17 protein-coding genes are annotated in these 14,917 nt (G+C 71.0%); 8 read left to right on the top strand and 9 right to left on the bottom strand.

Annotation, left to right across the window (positions count from 1 at the left end):
* Nucleotides 1-152: 152 nt before the first annotated feature.
* From ACIBJG_RS15380 to ACIBJG_RS15370, 3 genes are all read right to left on the bottom strand, one after another.
* Nucleotides 153-248 carry an Ms4533A family Cys-rich leader peptide gene (locus tag ACIBJG_RS15380; protein ID WP_399307995.1) on the bottom strand — a complete coding sequence of 32 codons (96 nt, stop codon included), beginning with the start codon at nucleotides 246-248 and terminating at the stop codon, nucleotides 153-155.
* Between the two features lie 156 nt (nucleotides 249-404).
* Nucleotides 405-1,865, bottom strand: coding sequence for a DUF3152 domain-containing protein (locus ACIBJG_RS15375; protein WP_399307994.1), 1,461 nt, complete (start codon nucleotides 1,863-1,865; stop codon nucleotides 405-407).
* A complete protein-coding gene (locus ACIBJG_RS15370) occupies nucleotides 1,850-2,815 on the bottom strand; it encodes an alpha/beta fold hydrolase (protein WP_399307993.1) in 966 nt (321 codons plus the stop codon). Before ACIBJG_RS15370 ends, ACIBJG_RS15375 begins: the two co-directional genes overlap by 16 nt.
* 109 nt (nucleotides 2,816-2,924) lie before the next feature.
* On the opposite strand from ACIBJG_RS15370, the gene ACIBJG_RS15365 reads away from it, so the two are divergent.
* The 4 genes from ACIBJG_RS15365 to ACIBJG_RS15350 all read left to right on the top strand — a co-directional run bounded on the left by ACIBJG_RS15365 (nucleotide 2,925) and on the right by ACIBJG_RS15350 (nucleotide 4,843).
* Entirely contained in the window at nucleotides 2,925-3,140 is a 216-nt protein-coding gene (locus ACIBJG_RS15365; protein WP_399307992.1) for a hypothetical protein, read from the top strand.
* Nucleotides 3,141-3,308: 168 nt separating this feature from the next.
* Entirely contained in the window at nucleotides 3,309-3,950 is a 642-nt protein-coding gene (locus ACIBJG_RS15360; RefSeq protein ID WP_136329491.1) for a TetR/AcrR family transcriptional regulator, read from the top strand.
* A 132-nt stretch (nucleotides 3,951-4,082) separates the two neighbouring features.
* Complete coding sequence (locus ACIBJG_RS15355) at nucleotides 4,083-4,310, top strand: DUF3107 domain-containing protein (RefSeq protein ID WP_024490505.1); 228 nt, start codon at nucleotides 4,083-4,085, stop codon at nucleotides 4,308-4,310.
* A gap of 263 nt (nucleotides 4,311-4,573) precedes the next feature.
* Complete coding sequence (locus ACIBJG_RS15350) at nucleotides 4,574-4,843, top strand: hypothetical protein (protein WP_399307991.1); 270 nt, start codon at nucleotides 4,574-4,576, stop codon at nucleotides 4,841-4,843.
* A gap of 19 nt (nucleotides 4,844-4,862) precedes the next feature.
* On the opposite strand, the gene ACIBJG_RS15345 is transcribed toward ACIBJG_RS15350, so the two are convergent.
* On the bottom strand, nucleotides 4,863-5,597 hold the full coding sequence (locus ACIBJG_RS15345) for a ferritin-like fold-containing protein (RefSeq protein WP_399307990.1): 735 nt from the start codon (nucleotides 5,595-5,597) through the stop codon (nucleotides 4,863-4,865).
* Between the two features lie 475 nt (nucleotides 5,598-6,072).
* On the opposite strand from ACIBJG_RS15345, the gene ACIBJG_RS15340 reads away from it, so the two are divergent.
* Both ACIBJG_RS15340 and ACIBJG_RS15335 read left to right on the top strand, forming a co-directional pair.
* Nucleotides 6,073-7,992 carry a DEAD/DEAH box helicase gene (locus ACIBJG_RS15340; RefSeq protein ID WP_399307989.1) on the top strand — a complete coding sequence of 640 codons (1,920 nt, stop codon included), beginning with the start codon at nucleotides 6,073-6,075 and terminating at the stop codon, nucleotides 7,990-7,992.
* A 165-nt stretch (nucleotides 7,993-8,157) separates the two neighbouring features.
* Nucleotides 8,158-9,003 (top strand): alpha/beta fold hydrolase, encoded by an 846-nt coding sequence (locus tag ACIBJG_RS15335; protein WP_399307988.1) that lies wholly within the window; start codon nucleotides 8,158-8,160, stop codon nucleotides 9,001-9,003.
* Nucleotides 9,004-9,044: 41 nt separating this feature from the next.
* On the opposite strand, the gene ACIBJG_RS15330 is transcribed toward ACIBJG_RS15335, so the two are convergent.
* Nucleotides 9,045-9,932: an NYN domain-containing protein gene (locus tag ACIBJG_RS15330; protein WP_399307987.1), complete on the bottom strand. Its 888-nt coding sequence runs from the start codon at nucleotides 9,930-9,932 to the stop codon at nucleotides 9,045-9,047.
* A gap of 221 nt (nucleotides 9,933-10,153) precedes the next feature.
* Between ACIBJG_RS15330 and ACIBJG_RS15325 the strand changes: the two genes are divergently transcribed.
* Nucleotides 10,154-10,306, top strand: coding sequence for a hypothetical protein (locus tag ACIBJG_RS15325; RefSeq protein WP_167359504.1), 153 nt, complete (start codon nucleotides 10,154-10,156; stop codon nucleotides 10,304-10,306).
* Nucleotides 10,307-10,402: 96 nt separating this feature from the next.
* Here ACIBJG_RS15325 and ACIBJG_RS15320 read toward each other — a convergent pair whose 3' ends face one another.
* The 3 genes from ACIBJG_RS15320 to ACIBJG_RS15310 form a co-directional block, all read right to left on the bottom strand.
* Nucleotides 10,403-11,008: a MarC family protein gene (locus ACIBJG_RS15320; protein WP_399307986.1), complete on the bottom strand. Its 606-nt coding sequence runs from the start codon at nucleotides 11,006-11,008 to the stop codon at nucleotides 10,403-10,405.
* Between the two features lie 152 nt (nucleotides 11,009-11,160).
* A complete protein-coding gene (locus tag ACIBJG_RS15315) occupies nucleotides 11,161-12,027 on the bottom strand; it encodes a PHP domain-containing protein (RefSeq protein WP_399307985.1) in 867 nt (288 codons plus the stop codon).
* A 76-nt stretch (nucleotides 12,028-12,103) separates the two neighbouring features.
* Entirely contained in the window at nucleotides 12,104-12,748 is a 645-nt protein-coding gene (locus tag ACIBJG_RS15310; RefSeq protein ID WP_399307984.1) for a DUF6758 family protein, read from the bottom strand.
* A gap of 157 nt (nucleotides 12,749-12,905) precedes the next feature.
* Between ACIBJG_RS15310 and ACIBJG_RS15305 the strand changes: the two genes are divergently transcribed.
* Nucleotides 12,906-14,138, top strand: coding sequence for an MFS transporter (locus ACIBJG_RS15305; RefSeq protein WP_399307983.1), 1,233 nt, complete (start codon nucleotides 12,906-12,908; stop codon nucleotides 14,136-14,138).
* A gap of 63 nt (nucleotides 14,139-14,201) precedes the next feature.
* On the opposite strand, the gene ACIBJG_RS15300 is transcribed toward ACIBJG_RS15305, so the two are convergent.
* Nucleotides 14,202-14,786: a suppressor of fused domain protein gene (locus ACIBJG_RS15300; protein ID WP_399307982.1), complete on the bottom strand. Its 585-nt coding sequence runs from the start codon at nucleotides 14,784-14,786 to the stop codon at nucleotides 14,202-14,204.
* Nucleotides 14,787-14,917 lie beyond the last annotated feature (131 nt).

Below are 14,917 nucleotides of genomic sequence, written 5' to 3'. Positions count from 1 at the left end.
GGGTGCACACGACCGGTCAGGACAGGTGAAGGTGACCGGAACACTGGAACTGCCGCGCCTGCGGACGGAGTACGCCCGGGCGCGGCGGTCGGGGAAGTGCGGTCCGGGCCATCAGGGCTCGGACAGGGGGCCGACGTGCGCGCGGGCGGGCGTCAGCAACAGTCGATGTCGGCGACACTGTGCCCGGTCACACCGATGAGCGCCAGCTCGATGGCTGCGCGATCGGTGGTGACGGGGCTGCGTGACATGCCGAGAAATATGGGTGACCGCCTGCACGATGTCAACGCGATGTGAGACGACGGTCTCACCATGCGGACAACGCATTTCGGAAGGGACCACCCGGGCCGACCCCCGCGGGACCGCCGGAGCGGTCACCCGACCGCTCCGGAGGCAAGGCGCCGGGATCAACCCTCCGGGTACACCCAGGCGTTGGGGCGGCACTTGATGCCGTCGATGTCGAGCGACTTGGTCTGCTGCTGCATCACCGGGGCGAGGGCGCCCTTCGTGTCACAGCTCACATGGTTGTGGCCCAGCCGGTGACCGACCTCGTGGTTGATCAGCATCTGGCGGTAGGCGAAGAGCTTGTCCGGCCCGAAGGTGGACGAGCCCTGGGCCCAGCGGTAGGCGTTGATCATCACGCGCTCGGTGGCGGCGGAGTCGCAGGAGACGTTGTCCTCCGTCGTGTCCAGCCCCGACTTCTCGCACCATTCGCCCGTGGTCCCCGGGCTGGCCAGCGTGATGACGAAATCCGGCTTCCCCGTGGAAATCCGTTCGAAGGTCATATCGCCGTCGTGGGCCCAACTGCGGTCATCATTAAGGGTTTTCTGGACCGCCTGGGCGAAGAGCGCGGAGTCGAGCCCGAGCCCGGACTCGACATCGATCCGGTAGCGGTACTTATGCCCCTTGCCCGGCGCCTTCGCCGCGCCGGCGATCGTCTGGAATTTCCCCGATCCGGCGAGTTTCGGTGCCAGCGGATAGGCCTTGGCCATTTTCTGCTCGTACGAAAGGGGCTTGACCGCCGCCGCCTCGGGGCTGGGTGTCGTCCGGACGTCCGAACGGGAGGCATCGCCCTCGCCGTCCCGGTCCACGTCGGCGGCCTGCGTGGCGCCGGACCGGCTGCCGCTGTCGTGGGCGACCTGGCCCGCCACGACCACCGCGAGCACGGTCGTCACGGCGGCTGCGGCGATACCGGTGAAGGTGCGGCCCTTGCCGCCCTTGGCCTCTTTGGTCTCCTTGCCGTCCTTGGCGCCTCCGGCGGGAGGCGCCGCGCGGTCGTCCGTCTCCGGCGGCTGCTCGTCCCACTCGGTGACGGAGCGGTATGGATCGGCCGACTCGGAAGGGCCCGAAGGAGTGATGGCCTGGCGGCGGGGTGCGGGCGGGGCGGGCCGGCTGTCGAAGGCTTCGACGAACTCGCGCCGCGGTCCCGGTATCAGCGGCCTGGCGGGGGCCCCCGCCTGCGTGTTGCGCGGCTCCTGATGGTTCTGCTGGTTCCGTGCGTCCTGCGGCCCCTGCGGTCGTCCGGGTGCCTGGGTCTGGTTACCGATGCGGCCCGGTCCCGGTGCCGCGCCGTGCGGCGGGGCCGGCCGTTCGCCGTACCGCCCGACGGGGCCGGTCCCCCAGCCGCCGCCCGGTTCGCGCTGTTCGGGATGGCCGCCGCGCACCTGGGGCGCGCCCTGGAACGGGGTGTGGCCATCGGTGCCGGGAGCCGCTTCACCCGGCCGCCTGCGCCGGCCGCTGCCCGCTGCGGGCCGGGCGCCCTCGCGCTCCGCTTCCGCGTTCGCCTCGAAGGGCCCGGTCTCGGGCGCCCTGGGCGCAGGGCCCTTTCGGCTGTGTCGTCCCACGCCCCGGATCAGCTCCCGCCGCATTCGTCGAGCAGTTCCCGGAACGCCTGGGCGACCGCCTCCGGGTACTCCATCATCGCCACGTGCCCGGCGTCGGGCAGTGTCAGCAGTCGCGCATCGCGGAAGGCCGCGGACGCCCTGCGTGCCATCCGGTACGAGACAAGCCGGTCCCGTCCGCCGTACACGAGTTGGGTCGGTGCGAGCACCCGCTCGGCCTGACGCCAGAGCCCGTGCTGCCCGCCCAGTGTGTACGCGTCGACGATGCCACGTGCCGAGCGCGCCATCGCGTCCCAGAAGTACGGCAGCGCCAGCCGCCGCTCCATCTCGGCCACCGCGTCACGGAGGCCATCGGCGGAGACACGTGCCGGATCGCCGTAACAGAGTGCCATGACTCCGCGGGTGCGTTCTTCCGCGCTCCAGTCCCGGGTCATCCGGGCGAACAGGGACACGACTCCCGGAACCGCGAGCAGTGCGGTCGGCGCGGCCGACAGCTGCACCCGGATCTCGGGAAGCGCGGGTGAGACCAGGGTGAGGGTGCGCACCATGTCGGGGCGGACCGCCGCGACGCGGGTCGCCACCGCGCCGCCCAGCGAGTTGCCGAACAGGTGAACGGGGCCGCGCCCCCCGGCGTCGAGGAAGCGGATCACCGCGCGGGCGTGGCCGGTGACCGAGTAGTTCCCGTCGTCCGGCGGCGGGGAGTCCCCGAAACCGGGCAGGTCGACCGCCTCGCACTCCAGCACGTCCTGGAGGAGCGGCATCAGCGCCGTCCAGTTCTGCGAGGAGCCGCCGAGTCCGTGCACGAAGAGCGCGGGCGGCAGCCCGGTCCGCTCGGGCGGCCTCGAACGGACGGTCAGCGTCAGCCCGGGCAGCGTGACGGAGCGGAGTCTCTCCCCCTCCGCGACCCTGACGGCGCTCACCGTGGGGGCCACCGCTGCGGCGGCGGCACGGACTCCCGGCAGCTCGGTCGAAGACATGCGGCAATGTTACGAGACGATCACACGGTGGTTCATGTGTTCGCCGTCACAGACCGCATGGCGGCTTCGGGGGGTAGCTCCTAGGCTCGGAGCAAGGAAGGGAGTCACCATGACGGTAGACCCCGGTGACCCGGACAGCTTCGAGGACGTCCAGCCGGACGATCCCAGCCAGGAGGCACCCGACGCGGACGCCGCCGAGCAGCACGCGGATCTGCGTCCGGAGGACGACGAACCGCTGACGGACGTCGACCGGGACCGCGCGAACGAGGCGGATGCGGCAGAACAGGCCCGCATTGTCCCACAGGATGAGGACGATTACCGCTGATACGCCCCGCTATGTGGCAGGGGGTGCGGAAACTGTGGCTACCGCAGTCGTCCGGTCCGTGAAATTCTGCGTCCGCGCCGCGCATACCCGGGTTACCCAAAAGTACGATGTCGGTATGGCGCAGCGTGCACGGAACTGCTGGGTCCGATCACAATTTTGGGAGGCGGCGTGACAGCCATCGAGCAGACCGAGGCGGCGCGCCCGCGGGGCACTCGTTTGCCCCGCCGCGCCCGACGCAATCAGCTTCTGGGGGCTGCGCAGGAGGTCTTCGTCGCGCAGGGTTACCACTCCGCGGCGATGGACGACATCGCGGAGCGGGCCGGGGTCAGCAAGCCGGTGCTCTACCAGCATTTCCCGGGCAAGCTGGAGCTCTATCTGGCCCTGCTCGACCAGCACTGCGAGTCGCTCCTCCTCGCGGTGCGCACGGCGCTGGCGTCGACCACCGACAACAAGCTGCGCGTCGCCGCGACGATGGACGCCTACTTCGCGTACGTCGAGGACGAGGGCGGGGCCTTCCGGCTGGTCTTCGAGTCGGACCTGACCAACGAGCCCGCCGTGCGCGAGCGGGTCGACCGGGTCTCGCTCCAGTGCGCCGAGGCGATCTCCGACGTGATCGCGGGTGACACGGGGCTGTCCAAGGACGAGTCCATGCTGCTCGCGGTCGGGCTGGGCGGGGTGTCCCAGGTGGTCGCCCGCTACTGGCTCTCCAGCCGGTCCGCCATCCCGCGCGACACGGCGGTGCAGCTCCTCACCTCCCTGGCCTGGCGGGGCATCGCGGGCTTCCCGCTGCACGGCCTCGATCAGCACTGAGCGGGGTCCGCGGCGCCCGTGTTCGCTGCGGGCGTTGCCCGCGGAGCCCTGACGGGTCCCCTCAGCGGGCTAATGTGTGCTGCGTACGGCGCGGTTCACCGCGCAGGGACTGACCGTCGGAGGGACATAGCCGTGGAGGTCAAGATCGGGGTGCAGCACACGCCCCGGGAGATCGTTCTGGAGAGCGGGCTTTCCGCCGAAGAGGTCGAGAGCGCGGTTTCCGAGGCTCTCGCCGGCAAGGCGCAGTTGCTCAGCCTCACGGACGAGAAGGGCCGCAAGGTCCTGGTGCCGGCCGACCGGATCGCCTACGTGGAGATCGGCGAGCCCAGCACGCGACGGGTGGGGTTCGGCGCGCTGTAGCGGCGCCCGGACGCAGAGACCGTGGAAGCGGCCCGGTGGGGATTCTCCCCGCCGGGCCGCTTTCCGTCGTGCCACAAGGTGCGGACGGCGAGGTGCGGGCGGTGGAGTGCCGGCAGTGGAGTTGCCGGCGGCGGGGTGCGCGGGCGTCATTCCTGTGCGGCGGCTGAGCGAAGCCTGTCCGCGGGAGGGTTGCCCTCCGTCGCCCGGGGGTAGTACCGCCTACGACCGATTTGCCCGCCCTCCCACCTGCGAGGTGATCGTCTGTGATCTTGGAAACCCTGGGCTCCGTCGTGCTGGGACTCGCCCTCGCCTGGGCGGCCCTGCACACCCTGTCGCCCCGGCTCCCGTCCCGCCGCGCCGTGCTCGGCACCGGTGCGCTGGGAGCGCTGTTCGGCGCCTACCTCACCCACTCGGTGCTGGGATCGGGCCACGCGGCGGCCACGCTGGTGGGCTCGGTGCTGATCTCCGCGGTGACCCTGTCCCTGCTGCTGAGGCCGCGCAGCCGCCGGCTCAGCCGGTCAGCGGCGGCCTGACGCGCCGCGCGGTCGAGCCCTAAGCAGCCAGCCCCAGGGCGGCCATCCGCTTGGTGTGCGCCTCGGTGATCCGGGAGAACATCCGGCCGACCTCGGCCAGGTCGAATCCGTCGGCCACGCCGCCCACCAGCATGGTCGACAGCGCGTCGCGGTCGGCCACCACCCGCTGCGCCTGCGAGAGCGCCTCGCCCATCAGACGGCGTGCCCAGAGCGCGAGCCGTCCGCCGAGCCTCGGGTCCGCCTCAATCGCGGCGCGCACCTTCTCGACCGCGAAGTTGCCGTGCCCCGTGTCGTCGAGCACGGCGAGGACCAGGGACCGGGTGTCCGAGTCGAGCCGGGCCGCGACCTCGCGGTAGAAGTCACTGGCGATCGAGTCGCCGACGTAGGCCTTGACCAGGCCTTCCAGCCAGTCCGACGGTGCGGTCATGCGGTGGAAGTCGTCGAGGGCCTTCGCGAACGGCTCCATGGCGCCGGTCGGCTCCACCTCGACCGCGGTCAGCCGGTCCGTCAACCGCTCGAAGTGATGGAATTCCGCGGACGCCATCTTCGCCAGCTCCGCCTTGTCGGCCAGGGTCGGTGCGAGTTTCGCGTCCTCGGCGAGCCGCTCGAAGGCCGCCAGTTCCCCGTAGGCGAGTGCTCCCAGCAGGTCGACGACGGCGGCCCGGTACTGCGGCTCGGCGGATGCCGTGGCCCAGTCCTGGTCTGCGATTCTGGTGGATGCGGGGGCTTCAGTGGCGTTGTCAGGCGTCTCCATGAACCGCAGAATAGCCCGCCCGCCGAGGGGTGGAAGGGCCCGGCCGCCGACTGACGTCACACCGTTCCGATGAATTCGCCCAACACAGATGCGCGAATCCGGGGTACAGTGGTATTGCGCTTACTGAGCATTTTGCAACTGCTCGTTGCGCGAAATTGAATGAGGATGCCCGGTCGGTGGCCCGATCGGCTCCGACCCGACAGCCCTCCACGCGGGGCGTACGACACGTACGACCGCAGATGAGGGGCCCCCTCAGCGGCACGAGCGCTCGAGCGACGGCAGTGGTCCCGCGCCACCCGGCCCATCCACGGCCGGATGACCAACCCCGGCACGGTACGACCCCCTTCGTTCGCCTCGGACCGCGTTTCACAGAAGAGGCAGCACCCTGACTACGTTCCGAGACCTCGGGATCCTTTCCGAGACGGCCGAAGCCCTTGAGGCTGTCGGCATCACGTCCCCCTTCCCCATCCAGGAGATGACGCTCCCCGTAGCGCTCTCCGGCTCCGATGTCATCGGGCAGGCCAAGACCGGCACCGGCAAGACGCTCGGTTTCGGCCTCCCGCTGCTGGAGCGCGTCACCGTCCTCGCGGACGTGGAGGCCGGCCGGGCACAGCCCGAGAAGCTGACCGACGCCCCGCAGGCGCTGATCGTCGTCCCCACCCGCGAGCTCTGCCAGCAGGTCACCAACGACCTGCAGACCGCCGGCAAGGTGCGTAACGTCCGCGTTCTCGCCATCTACGGCGGCCGGGCGTACGAGCCCCAGGTCGAGGCCCTCAAGAAGGGCGTCGACGTGATCGTCGGCACCCCGGGCCGGCTGCTCGACCTGGCGGGCCAGCGCAAGCTCGACCTGTCGCAGATCCGCTCGCTCGTCCTCGACGAGGCCGACGAGATGCTCGACCTGGGCTTCCTGCCCGACGTCGAGCGCATCATCACGATGCTGCCGGCGAAGCGCCAGACGATGCTGTTCTCGGCGACCATGCCGGGCGCCGTCATCAGCCTCGCGCGCCGCTACATGTCGCAGCCGACGCACATCAACGCCACGTCGCCCGACGACGAGGGCACGACCGTCAAGAACACCGCGCAGTACGTCTACCGCGCGCACAACATGGACAAGCCCGAGATGGTCTCGCGCATCCTGCAGGCCAACGGCCGCGGACTCGCGATGATCTTCTGCCGCACCAAGCGCACCGCGGCCGACATCGCCGAGCAGCTGGAGAAGCGCGGTTTCGCCTCCGGCGCCGTCCACGGCGACCTCGGCCAGGGCGCCCGTGAGCAGGCGCTGCGCGCCTTCCGCAACGGCAAGGTCGACGTGCTCGTCTGTACCGACGTCGCGGCCCGCGGTATCGATGTCGAGGGTGTCACCCACGTCATCAACTACCAGTCGCCCGAGGACGAGAAGACCTATCTGCACCGGATCGGCCGCACCGGCCGTGCGGGTGCCAAGGGCATCGCGATCACGCTGGTCGACTGGGACGACATCCCGCGCTGGCAGCTGATCAACAAGGCCCTGGACCTGAAGTTCCCGGACCCGCCGGAGACGTACTCCACGTCCCCGCACCTGTACGAGGAGCTCGACATCCCGGCCGGCACCAAGGGTGTCCTGCCGCGCACCGAACGGACCCGTGCGGGTCTGCGGGCCGAGGAGGTCGAGGACCTCGGCGAGACGGGCGGCCGCGGCCGCAAGTCCGCCCCCGCGGCGGCCCCCGCGGTCCGCGAGGAGCGTCCCCCGCGCACGCCGCGTCAGCGTCGTCGCACCCGGGGCGGTTCCAGCGCGGAGGAGGGCGCCGTGACGGTGCCCGCACCGGCCACGGAGATCGTCGAGGCCCCCGAGGTCACCGACGGCCCGGCCGAGACGCGCACCCCGCGCCGCCGTCGGCGCGGCCGCGCCGGCGCCACGGAGATCGCCGCCGAGGCTGCGGTGGCCGTGGCCGAGGCTCCGGCCGTGGTCATCGACACCGAGCCCGTGGCCGAGCCCGAGCCGAAGAAGCGGACCAGGACCAAGGCCGCCAAGGCCGAGGTCGAGGTCGTCGTCGACGCCGAGCCCGACACCGAGACCCTGGCCGAGACGAAGCCGCGTCGTCGCCGCGCCCGGGTCGCCAAGCCGGTGACGGAGGAGGTCGACTTCCAGACCGCTCCCGTGGCCGAGCCCGCCGCCGAGGCGACGGTCACCAAGCCGCGCCGCCGCGCCCGGGTGATCAAGCCCGCCGAGGACGAGGTCGACTTCCAGATCGCGCCCATCGCCGAGCCCGAGCCGGACTCCAGGACGCGCCGTCGCCCCCGTGCGGCCGCGAAGCCGAAGACGGAGGCCGTGGCTCAGACGCCGGCCGCCGAGGGCGAGGCCAAGCCGCGCCGTCGCCGGGCCCCGCGCGCCGCTGCCGCGAAGTCCGAGGGCTGAGCGCACCACGTGTGACGACTGCCGGACGGGCCCGAGGATTCTTCCTCGGGCCCGTCCGGCGTTCCACGGCGCGGCGGCCTCGTCCAGCGGGCAAGGTCGTCCAGCGGGGCGTGGCCGTCCAGCCGGGCGGACTCGTCCAGCCGGGCGGGGTCGTAATCTCGTGCCATGAGCAGGCCACCCACCTTCACCCCGCCCCCCTGCGCCCGCCCCCGCGCGCTGCACACCGAGCGCGGGGACTTCGCCGTGCTGGACGCGGTGCCGCGTACGCAACCGCGGGGCACCGTCCTCCTGCTGCCCGGTTACACCGGCAGCAAGGAGGACTTCATCGCTCTGCTGCAACCGCTCGCCGACGCCGGCTACCGCGCCGTCACGGTCGACGGGCGCGGGCAGTACGAAAGCGACGGGACTGACCGCCAGGAGGCTTACGCCCAGGGCGAGTTGGCCCGTGACGTGCTGGCGCAGACGGCCGCACTCGGCCTCGGCGCCGGCGCGGTCGACCTGCTCGGCCACTCACTCGGCGGGCAGATCGCGCGCGCCGCCGTGCTCCTGGACCCCGCACCGTTCCGTTCGCTCACCCTGATGTCCTCCGGGCCCGCCGAGGTCGTCGAGGCCCAGCAGGTCAAGCTGAAGATCCTCGGTGACGCGCTCGCCACGATGAGCATGGACGACGTCTGGGCCGCCATGCGCGCCTTCGACCCGCCGGCCGAGGCGGAGACGGACGGCGAGGAACTGCGACGGCGCTGGCTGCGCCACCGCCCCGCGCAGCTGATCGCCACCGGCCGCCAACTGGCCGCGGAACCGGACCGGGTGGCCGAGCTCGCCGCCGCGGGACTGCCGGTCCATGTGATCTCCGGTGAGCGCGACGACGTCTGGCCGGTGCCCCTGCTCGACGAGATGGCGGTACGCCTCGGTGCGCGCCGGACCCGGGTCGAGGGCGCCGAGCACTCCCCCAACACGGACCGGCCGGGGCCGACGGCGGCCGCGCTCGTCGCCTTCTGGGACAGCCTGTAGGCGGCTGCGGGACGACGGGCGGCACTCCGGGGCGGCAGGCGTCAGTACTGCGCCTGGAGGTGCTGCCAGAAGCCGTCACGCAGCGCCCGGCGCAGATGGGCGTGGCCGCGCAGCGAGTGCTGGAGCAGTCGCTCGGCCTCGACCAGCAGGTCCTGGTCGACGGAGCCCGGCAGATACGGGTGCCCGGGCAGCAGGTCGGCCAGGGACTCTCGGCCACGGGCGGAGAGCCAGGTGGCGGCGATCTGCGCGCCGACGAAGCGGACGTCCTCGCGCGAGGGCGCGGGGGTGTCCTCCTCGTACGTGGTGACGGGGCGTCTGGTGACGTACGGGCGACAGAAGTCGAGGTCGAAGGTGCGCTGGCTGTCGACCTCCCAGAGCAGCGGTTCGGCCTGGTTGCGCCCTTCCCCGGCCTCGATGCCCCACAGGTGGACCCGGGCTCCGTACCCCTGCGCGGCCTCGACGGCCGACACCAGGTCCTCGTCGCCGCCGACCAGCGCGGCGTCGCTGATGGCGCGGTGGCGGGCGAGGGATTCGAGGTCGGTGCGGATGAGTGAGTCGACGCCCTTCTGCTGGTTGTTGGCGTTGAGGTTGCCCAGCCTGACCTTGACGTCGGGGAGTTCGGCGATGGACTGCTGCTCGACGGTGTGGGTCCGGCGCCTGGCGCCGTCGTACCAGTACACGCGCAGCAGCCTGCTGTCCGCGAAGATGGTGCGGGCCTTGTCGATGAAGGCCTCGATCAGCCCTTCGGAGTCGAGGTCGAAGGAGCGCCGGTCCTCGGTACCGGTGACGAGCAGCCCGGCCGCGGCGTACACATAGCCCGCGTCCACGAAGATCGCGTGGGTCGACGGGGTCTTCGACACCTCGGCGAGCACGCGCTGGAGCAGTTCGTTGGTGCGGTCCAGCCGCTCGCCGATCTCTGCCTCGCTCATACGGGCCTCGTCGCGGAAACCGTCGTCCACGCATGCTCGGTTACCTGCTGGTACTTAGACATCCAAAAAATTTCCTTAGCGTAGGGAATGATTGCAGGGAGCAAGTCGTTGTACACCCCGTGGGGCGCGAGACAGAGATGCCTGCGCTCCTCATCCTTGCGGACGGGCCACCCGTCCTCCCAGTAGTTCTCCAGCAGGAGGATCAGACGAAGGGAAGCCATATGCGCTTCGAGATCATGCGACTCGACGATGTCGACGGTACCGCCGTGGACAGCACCGTCGTGGACGCCGCCTCCGTCAACCGGATCGTGCAGCAGGCCGCAGCTATCGGCCAGCGCATCTACATCCGCCCGGCCGACACCTCGGCTTCGTAACGCATTGCCGACGTAAAAAAGACGCCGACGTATAAAGACGCGAAGCGCCCCCGTACGGAAGATCCGTACGGGGGCGCTGTGGTGTCCGGGGCCGGGTCAGGCGTTCTGGATGACCTGGGTGACGCCGTTGATGATCTGCTGGACGGCGATGGCGGAGAGCATCATGCCGGCGAGCCTGGTGACCAGCACGACGCCGCCGTCCTTGATGACCCGGATGATCAGCAGCGAGTAGCGCATGGTCAGCCAGAGCACGACGTGCATGGCGATGATGGCCGTCCACACCGAGATCTGGCTGCCGACGGAGTCGGCGTGCTGCACCGCGAGGATCACCGAGACGATCGCTCCGGGACCGGCGAGCAGCGGCATGCCGAGGGGGACGAGCGCCACGTTGACGTCCTTGGTCTGCGTGGGCTCGTCGGTCTTGCCGGTCAGCAGGTCGAGCGCGATCAGCAGCAGGAGCAGTCCGCCCGCGATCATCAGCGCGGGGACGGAGACATGCAGGTAGTCCAGGATCTGCTGGCCGAGCAGCCCGAAGACGGCGATCACGCCGAAGGCGACGGCGACCGCCTGCAGTGCCATCCTGCGCTGCATCCGAGCGGGGCGGCCCGCGGTGAGGGCGAGGAAGATCGGGGTGATTCCGGGCGGATCCATAATCACAAAAAGGGTGAGAAAAAGGGATCCGAAGACAGCGACGTCGAACACAGTGAGCCTTGCGAGGAGAGAGCGGACATGCGGCGGGGAGGAGCGCGCGCCGCGGTCCTGCCGCTGCGGGGCGCAGGGCGGGGACGAGCGGCGTCACGGGGGCGCGCGGCGGCGCGGACGTGAGCGTGGATGGAGGGGCGGCGTGTGGGCCGTTACGAGAGGGCGGGTCCGCCGGCCCCCGGCACCGGGAAGGCTCCCGTGGCGCGCCGGGTGATCTCGCCGTAGATCTCCGGGTCGGTGGTGTACTCGCCGAGCGCCACGGTCTTGCGGCTGCCGTGGTAGTCGCTGGACCCGGTCGTGAGCAGGCCGAGCTCGCGGGCGAGTCCGCGCAGCCGGGCCCTGGTGGGCTCGTCGTGGTCCATGTGGTCGACCTCGATGCCGTCGAGTCCCGCGGCGGCGAGCTTCGCGACCGACGACTCGGGGACCGTCTCGCCGCGCTTGAGGGCGGCCGGGTGGGCGAGGACGGTGACGCCCCCGGCGGCCTTGACCAGCCGGATCGCGTCGAAGGGGTCGAGTTCGTGCTTCTCGGCGTGCGCGCGCCCACCGTCGGCGAGCCACTCGGGCGTGAAGGCGTCGGAGACGGTCGCGACGACACCGAGTTCGACCAGCGCGGTGGCGATGTGCGGCCGTCCGACGGAACCGTCACCGGCGATCCGTGCGACCTGTTCCCACTCGACCGGGACGCCCAGCTCCCGGAGCTTGCGCACCATGGTCCGCGCGCGCGGCACCCGGTCGTCGCGCACCAGCTCGCGCTCGCGCGCCAGTTCGGGCTCGTCGGGATCGAAGAGGTACGCCAGCATGTGCAGCCCCACGCCGTCGATGCGGCAGGAGAGCTCGGCGCCGGTGACCAGTGTGAGGCCCTCGGGGAGCGCGGCCGTCGCCGCGGCGTGACCGCGGACGGTGTCGTGGTCGGTGAGGGCGACGACATCGAGCCCTGCGGCGGCTGCGTTGCGCACCAGCTCGGCGGGGGTGTCCGTACCGTCCGACGCGGTGGAGTGGGTGTGCAGGTCGATGCGCACGACACGTACTCCAGATGCTCGCGGCCGGGTGGGGGACGCTCAAGGATAACCGGCGAACGGGCTCGGTCCGGCCCGCTCAGGGCCCCGTCAGCAGGCGGGGCGTGAGGGCGCCGCAGGGCACCAGGTCGACCTCTCCCCCGGCGTCGCGCAGATCGGTCAGCACCAGCTCGTCGTACATCAGGAGCCCCGACTGCTCGGGCCAGACGATCGCCCAGAGCCAGAGCCCGCGCGCCTCACCGGCGAAGACGGCCCGGTCGGCGGGGGCGTCCTTCACGTGCCAGAGCGGGGTCGGCCGGCCGGCGGCGAGCACCTTGACGTCCGGCGGTCCGTCGACCCGCAGCAGCGGGCCCGGGTCCGGGCCGTCGATGCCCGCGTACCGCGCCCCCAGCCCGACGCCGAGTTCCTCGGCGACGAGCAGCAGCTCACCGATTCCGCCGAGGGGCCCCGGTCCGGAGCAGGCGACGGCGGTGGCCCGGCCACCGCTGCGGTCGTCCCCCGCGGCCGCGACGCCGGTGAACAGCCAGCCGACGGGCAGCGGCCAGGGCATCCACACGGGCACCTGGGCGCGGTGGACCACCACCCCAAGTCCTTCGACGCTGGGCGGGATGACCGGCTGCATCGGGTGCACGCTGCCGTGAGCGTCGCACTGCCAGGTGTCGTCGAAGAAACCGGGCGCCTTGACCCGGCCTCCGCACTTCGGGCAACTGGGTTCGCCCCTCATAGCGACCAACGGTCCTCCCCGGCCGCCGCTGCGTCAAGGACGATCACCCTTCCGCAGCGTGGCCCTCACCAGCACATTTAGATGTAGTTTGCATTTATTAGGCACTCTAACTTATTCTGTGCACAACACACCGATCCAGTGGAGAGCGAGAAGTCCCATGCAGGGAGAGGATCCTTTCGAACAAGGAACCGCGAGCATCCTGCGCCAGCCGAAGGCCGTCTGGGCCACAGCGGGCGCTTCCGTCGTCGCGTTCATGGGAATCGGCCTCGTGGACCCGATTCTTCCGTCCATCGCGAAGGGGCTGGAGGCGACACCGAGCCAGGTGTCCCTGCTGTTCACCTCGTACTTCCTGATCACGGCCGTCGCGATGCTCGTCACCGGCTTCGTCTCCAGCCGCATCGGCGGGCGCAAGACGCTGCTGGCCGGCCTCGCCCTCGTCGTGGTCTTCGCCGCCCTCTCCGGCACCTCGTCCTCCGTCGCGGAACTCGTCGGCTTCCGGGCCGGCTGGGGCCTGGGCAACGCCCTCTTCGTCTCGACGGCACTCGCCGTGATCGTGGGCGCCGCGGCCGGCGGCAGCTCGGCGGCGATCCTGCTGTACGAATCGGCGCTCGGCCTGGGCATGGCCTGCGGGCCGCTGCTCGGGGCGCTGCTCGGTGACGCCAGCTGGCGCTACCCGTTCTTCGGCACGGCCGCGCTGATGGCGATCGGCTTCGTCTGCATCACCGCGTTCCTCAAGGAACAGCCCAGGCCTGCGCGGAAGACGTCCCTGCTCGACCCGCTCAAGGCACTCGGCCACCGCGGACTCGCCTCCGTGGCGACCTCGGCCTTCTTCTACAACTACGCCTTCTTCACGATCCTGGCGTTCACTCCGTTCGTGCTGAACATGACCCCGTACAAGTCCGGCGCGGTCTTCTTCGCCTGGGGTCTGCTGCTGGCGGTCTTCTCGGTGCTCGTCGCGCCGCGACTGCAGAAGCGCTTCGGCTCGCTCAAAGTGGTCGGCGGCTCGCTGGTGCTGCTCGCTGCGGACCTGGTGATCCTCGGGTACGGCAACCACACGACGGCGATCGTCTGCACCATCGTCTCGGGCGCCTTCATCGGCATGAACAACACCGTCTACACGGAACTGGCGCTCGGCGTATCGGACGCGCCGCGCCCGGTGGCCAGCGCGGGCTACAACTTCGTCCGCTGGTTCGCGGCCGCCGCCGCGCCCTACCTGGCCCCGAAGATCGAGGAGTGGAGCAACATCCACATCCCGTTCGTGGTCGCCGCCGCCGCCGCGGTCGTCGGCGCTCTCGTCGTCTGGGTCCGGCGCTCGGCGCTGACACACGAGGCCGAGGAACTGGAGCCGAAGCACGCCACCGAGGACGGCGTCACGGTCTTCGCCAACTGACCGCTCGTGCAGCCCCGCCCGCGGCTCCCGGCCGCGCGGCGGGGCGTTCGTGTTCCGTTCGTCTCAGTCCAGAGCGACCGGGGCCCGCAGCGGATCCCGCAGATCCGTCCCCTGCGACAGCCAGCGCTCCTGGAGCTCCTGCCCGCCCCGGACCCGCTTCCAGGCCGCCTCGTTGTGCGTCATCGGCAGCAGCGGCAGGAACCGTACGGGCTCCAGCGGCTCATCCAGCTCCAGATCCTCCACCAGCCCCCCGGACTCGGCGACCAGCACGGAGCTGAACGGCGCCCCTGGCCACAGCGGTTCACCCACGTCCAGGGAGGCGCCCGGCGCCACGACGACCCCCTCCACCTGCGGCGAGGCCGCCAGCACGGCGAGCTTGCGCAGCACCTGGTCGGTGTCGGCGAGGCCGACCCGTACCGAGAGGACCAGTTCGGCGCGCGGGCCCCTGACCGGGTCGGCGAGCGCGGCGGTCGGATCGGCCATCGGCTGGGCGGACATGCCGAGCGTGGCGTACCTCACCACGTCGCCGTCGATGAACCGGAGTACCTCGATCCGGTCCGTCCCGAGAAACGTCACTGCCGCGCGTGCGTCCGGTTCACCCAGGGCCGTCCGCAGACGTGCCTCGACCAGAGCAAGAATTTCTGCCATGCCGCGAGCATAGGACGCGTATGGAACGGGCAAAGTAAGGGATTGACCCTGTACCGGCTGCTAGCCTGGGGTGCCGGTCGGGACAGCACGCAGAAGCGTCGCTCTCAAGTCCCGACGAAACGTCATCCCCC

It is taken from the genome of Streptomyces sp. NPDC050422, assembly GCF_044458665.1.
GTDB lineage: Bacteria > Actinomycetota > Actinomycetes > Streptomycetales > Streptomycetaceae > Streptomyces.
Note: the sequence above shows the minus strand (reverse complement) of the source record. Positions and strands in the feature narration are given on the sequence as shown.

Bases quoted from the DNA above. Each gene is read 5' to 3' on its own strand.
- ACIBJG_RS15335 (WP_399307988.1), top strand. From the start codon at position 8,158: ATGAGCAGGCCACCCACCTTCACCCCGCCCCCCTGCGCCCGCCCCCGC.
- ACIBJG_RS15305 (WP_399307983.1), top strand. From the start codon at position 12,906: ATGCAGGGAGAGGATCCTTTCGAACAAGGAACCGCGAGCATCCTGCGC.
- ACIBJG_RS15345 (WP_399307990.1), bottom strand. From the start codon at position 5,597: ATGGAGACGCCTGACAACGCCACTGAAGCCCCCGCATCCACCAGAATC.
- ACIBJG_RS15325 (WP_167359504.1), top strand. From the start codon at position 10,154: ATGCGCTTCGAGATCATGCGACTCGACGATGTCGACGGTACCGCCGTG.
- ACIBJG_RS15330 (WP_399307987.1), bottom strand. From the start codon at position 9,932: ATGAGCGAGGCAGAGATCGGCGAGCGGCTGGACCGCACCAACGAACTG.
- ACIBJG_RS15375 (WP_399307994.1), bottom strand. From the start codon at position 1,865: ATGCGGCGGGAGCTGATCCGGGGCGTGGGACGACACAGCCGAAAGGGC.
- ACIBJG_RS15310 (WP_399307984.1), bottom strand. From the start codon at position 12,748: ATGAGGGGCGAACCCAGTTGCCCGAAGTGCGGAGGCCGGGTCAAGGCG.
- ACIBJG_RS15370 (WP_399307993.1), bottom strand. From the start codon at position 2,815: ATGTCTTCGACCGAGCTGCCGGGAGTCCGTGCCGCCGCCGCAGCGGTG.
- ACIBJG_RS15365 (WP_399307992.1), top strand. From the start codon at position 2,925: ATGACGGTAGACCCCGGTGACCCGGACAGCTTCGAGGACGTCCAGCCG.
- ACIBJG_RS15300 (WP_399307982.1), bottom strand. From the start codon at position 14,786: ATGGCAGAAATTCTTGCTCTGGTCGAGGCACGTCTGCGGACGGCCCTG.
- ACIBJG_RS15340 (WP_399307989.1), top strand. From the start codon at position 6,073: ATGACGCTCCCCGTAGCGCTCTCCGGCTCCGATGTCATCGGGCAGGCC.
- ACIBJG_RS15380 (WP_399307995.1), bottom strand. From the start codon at position 248: ATGTCACGCAGCCCCGTCACCACCGATCGCGCAGCCATCGAGCTGGCG.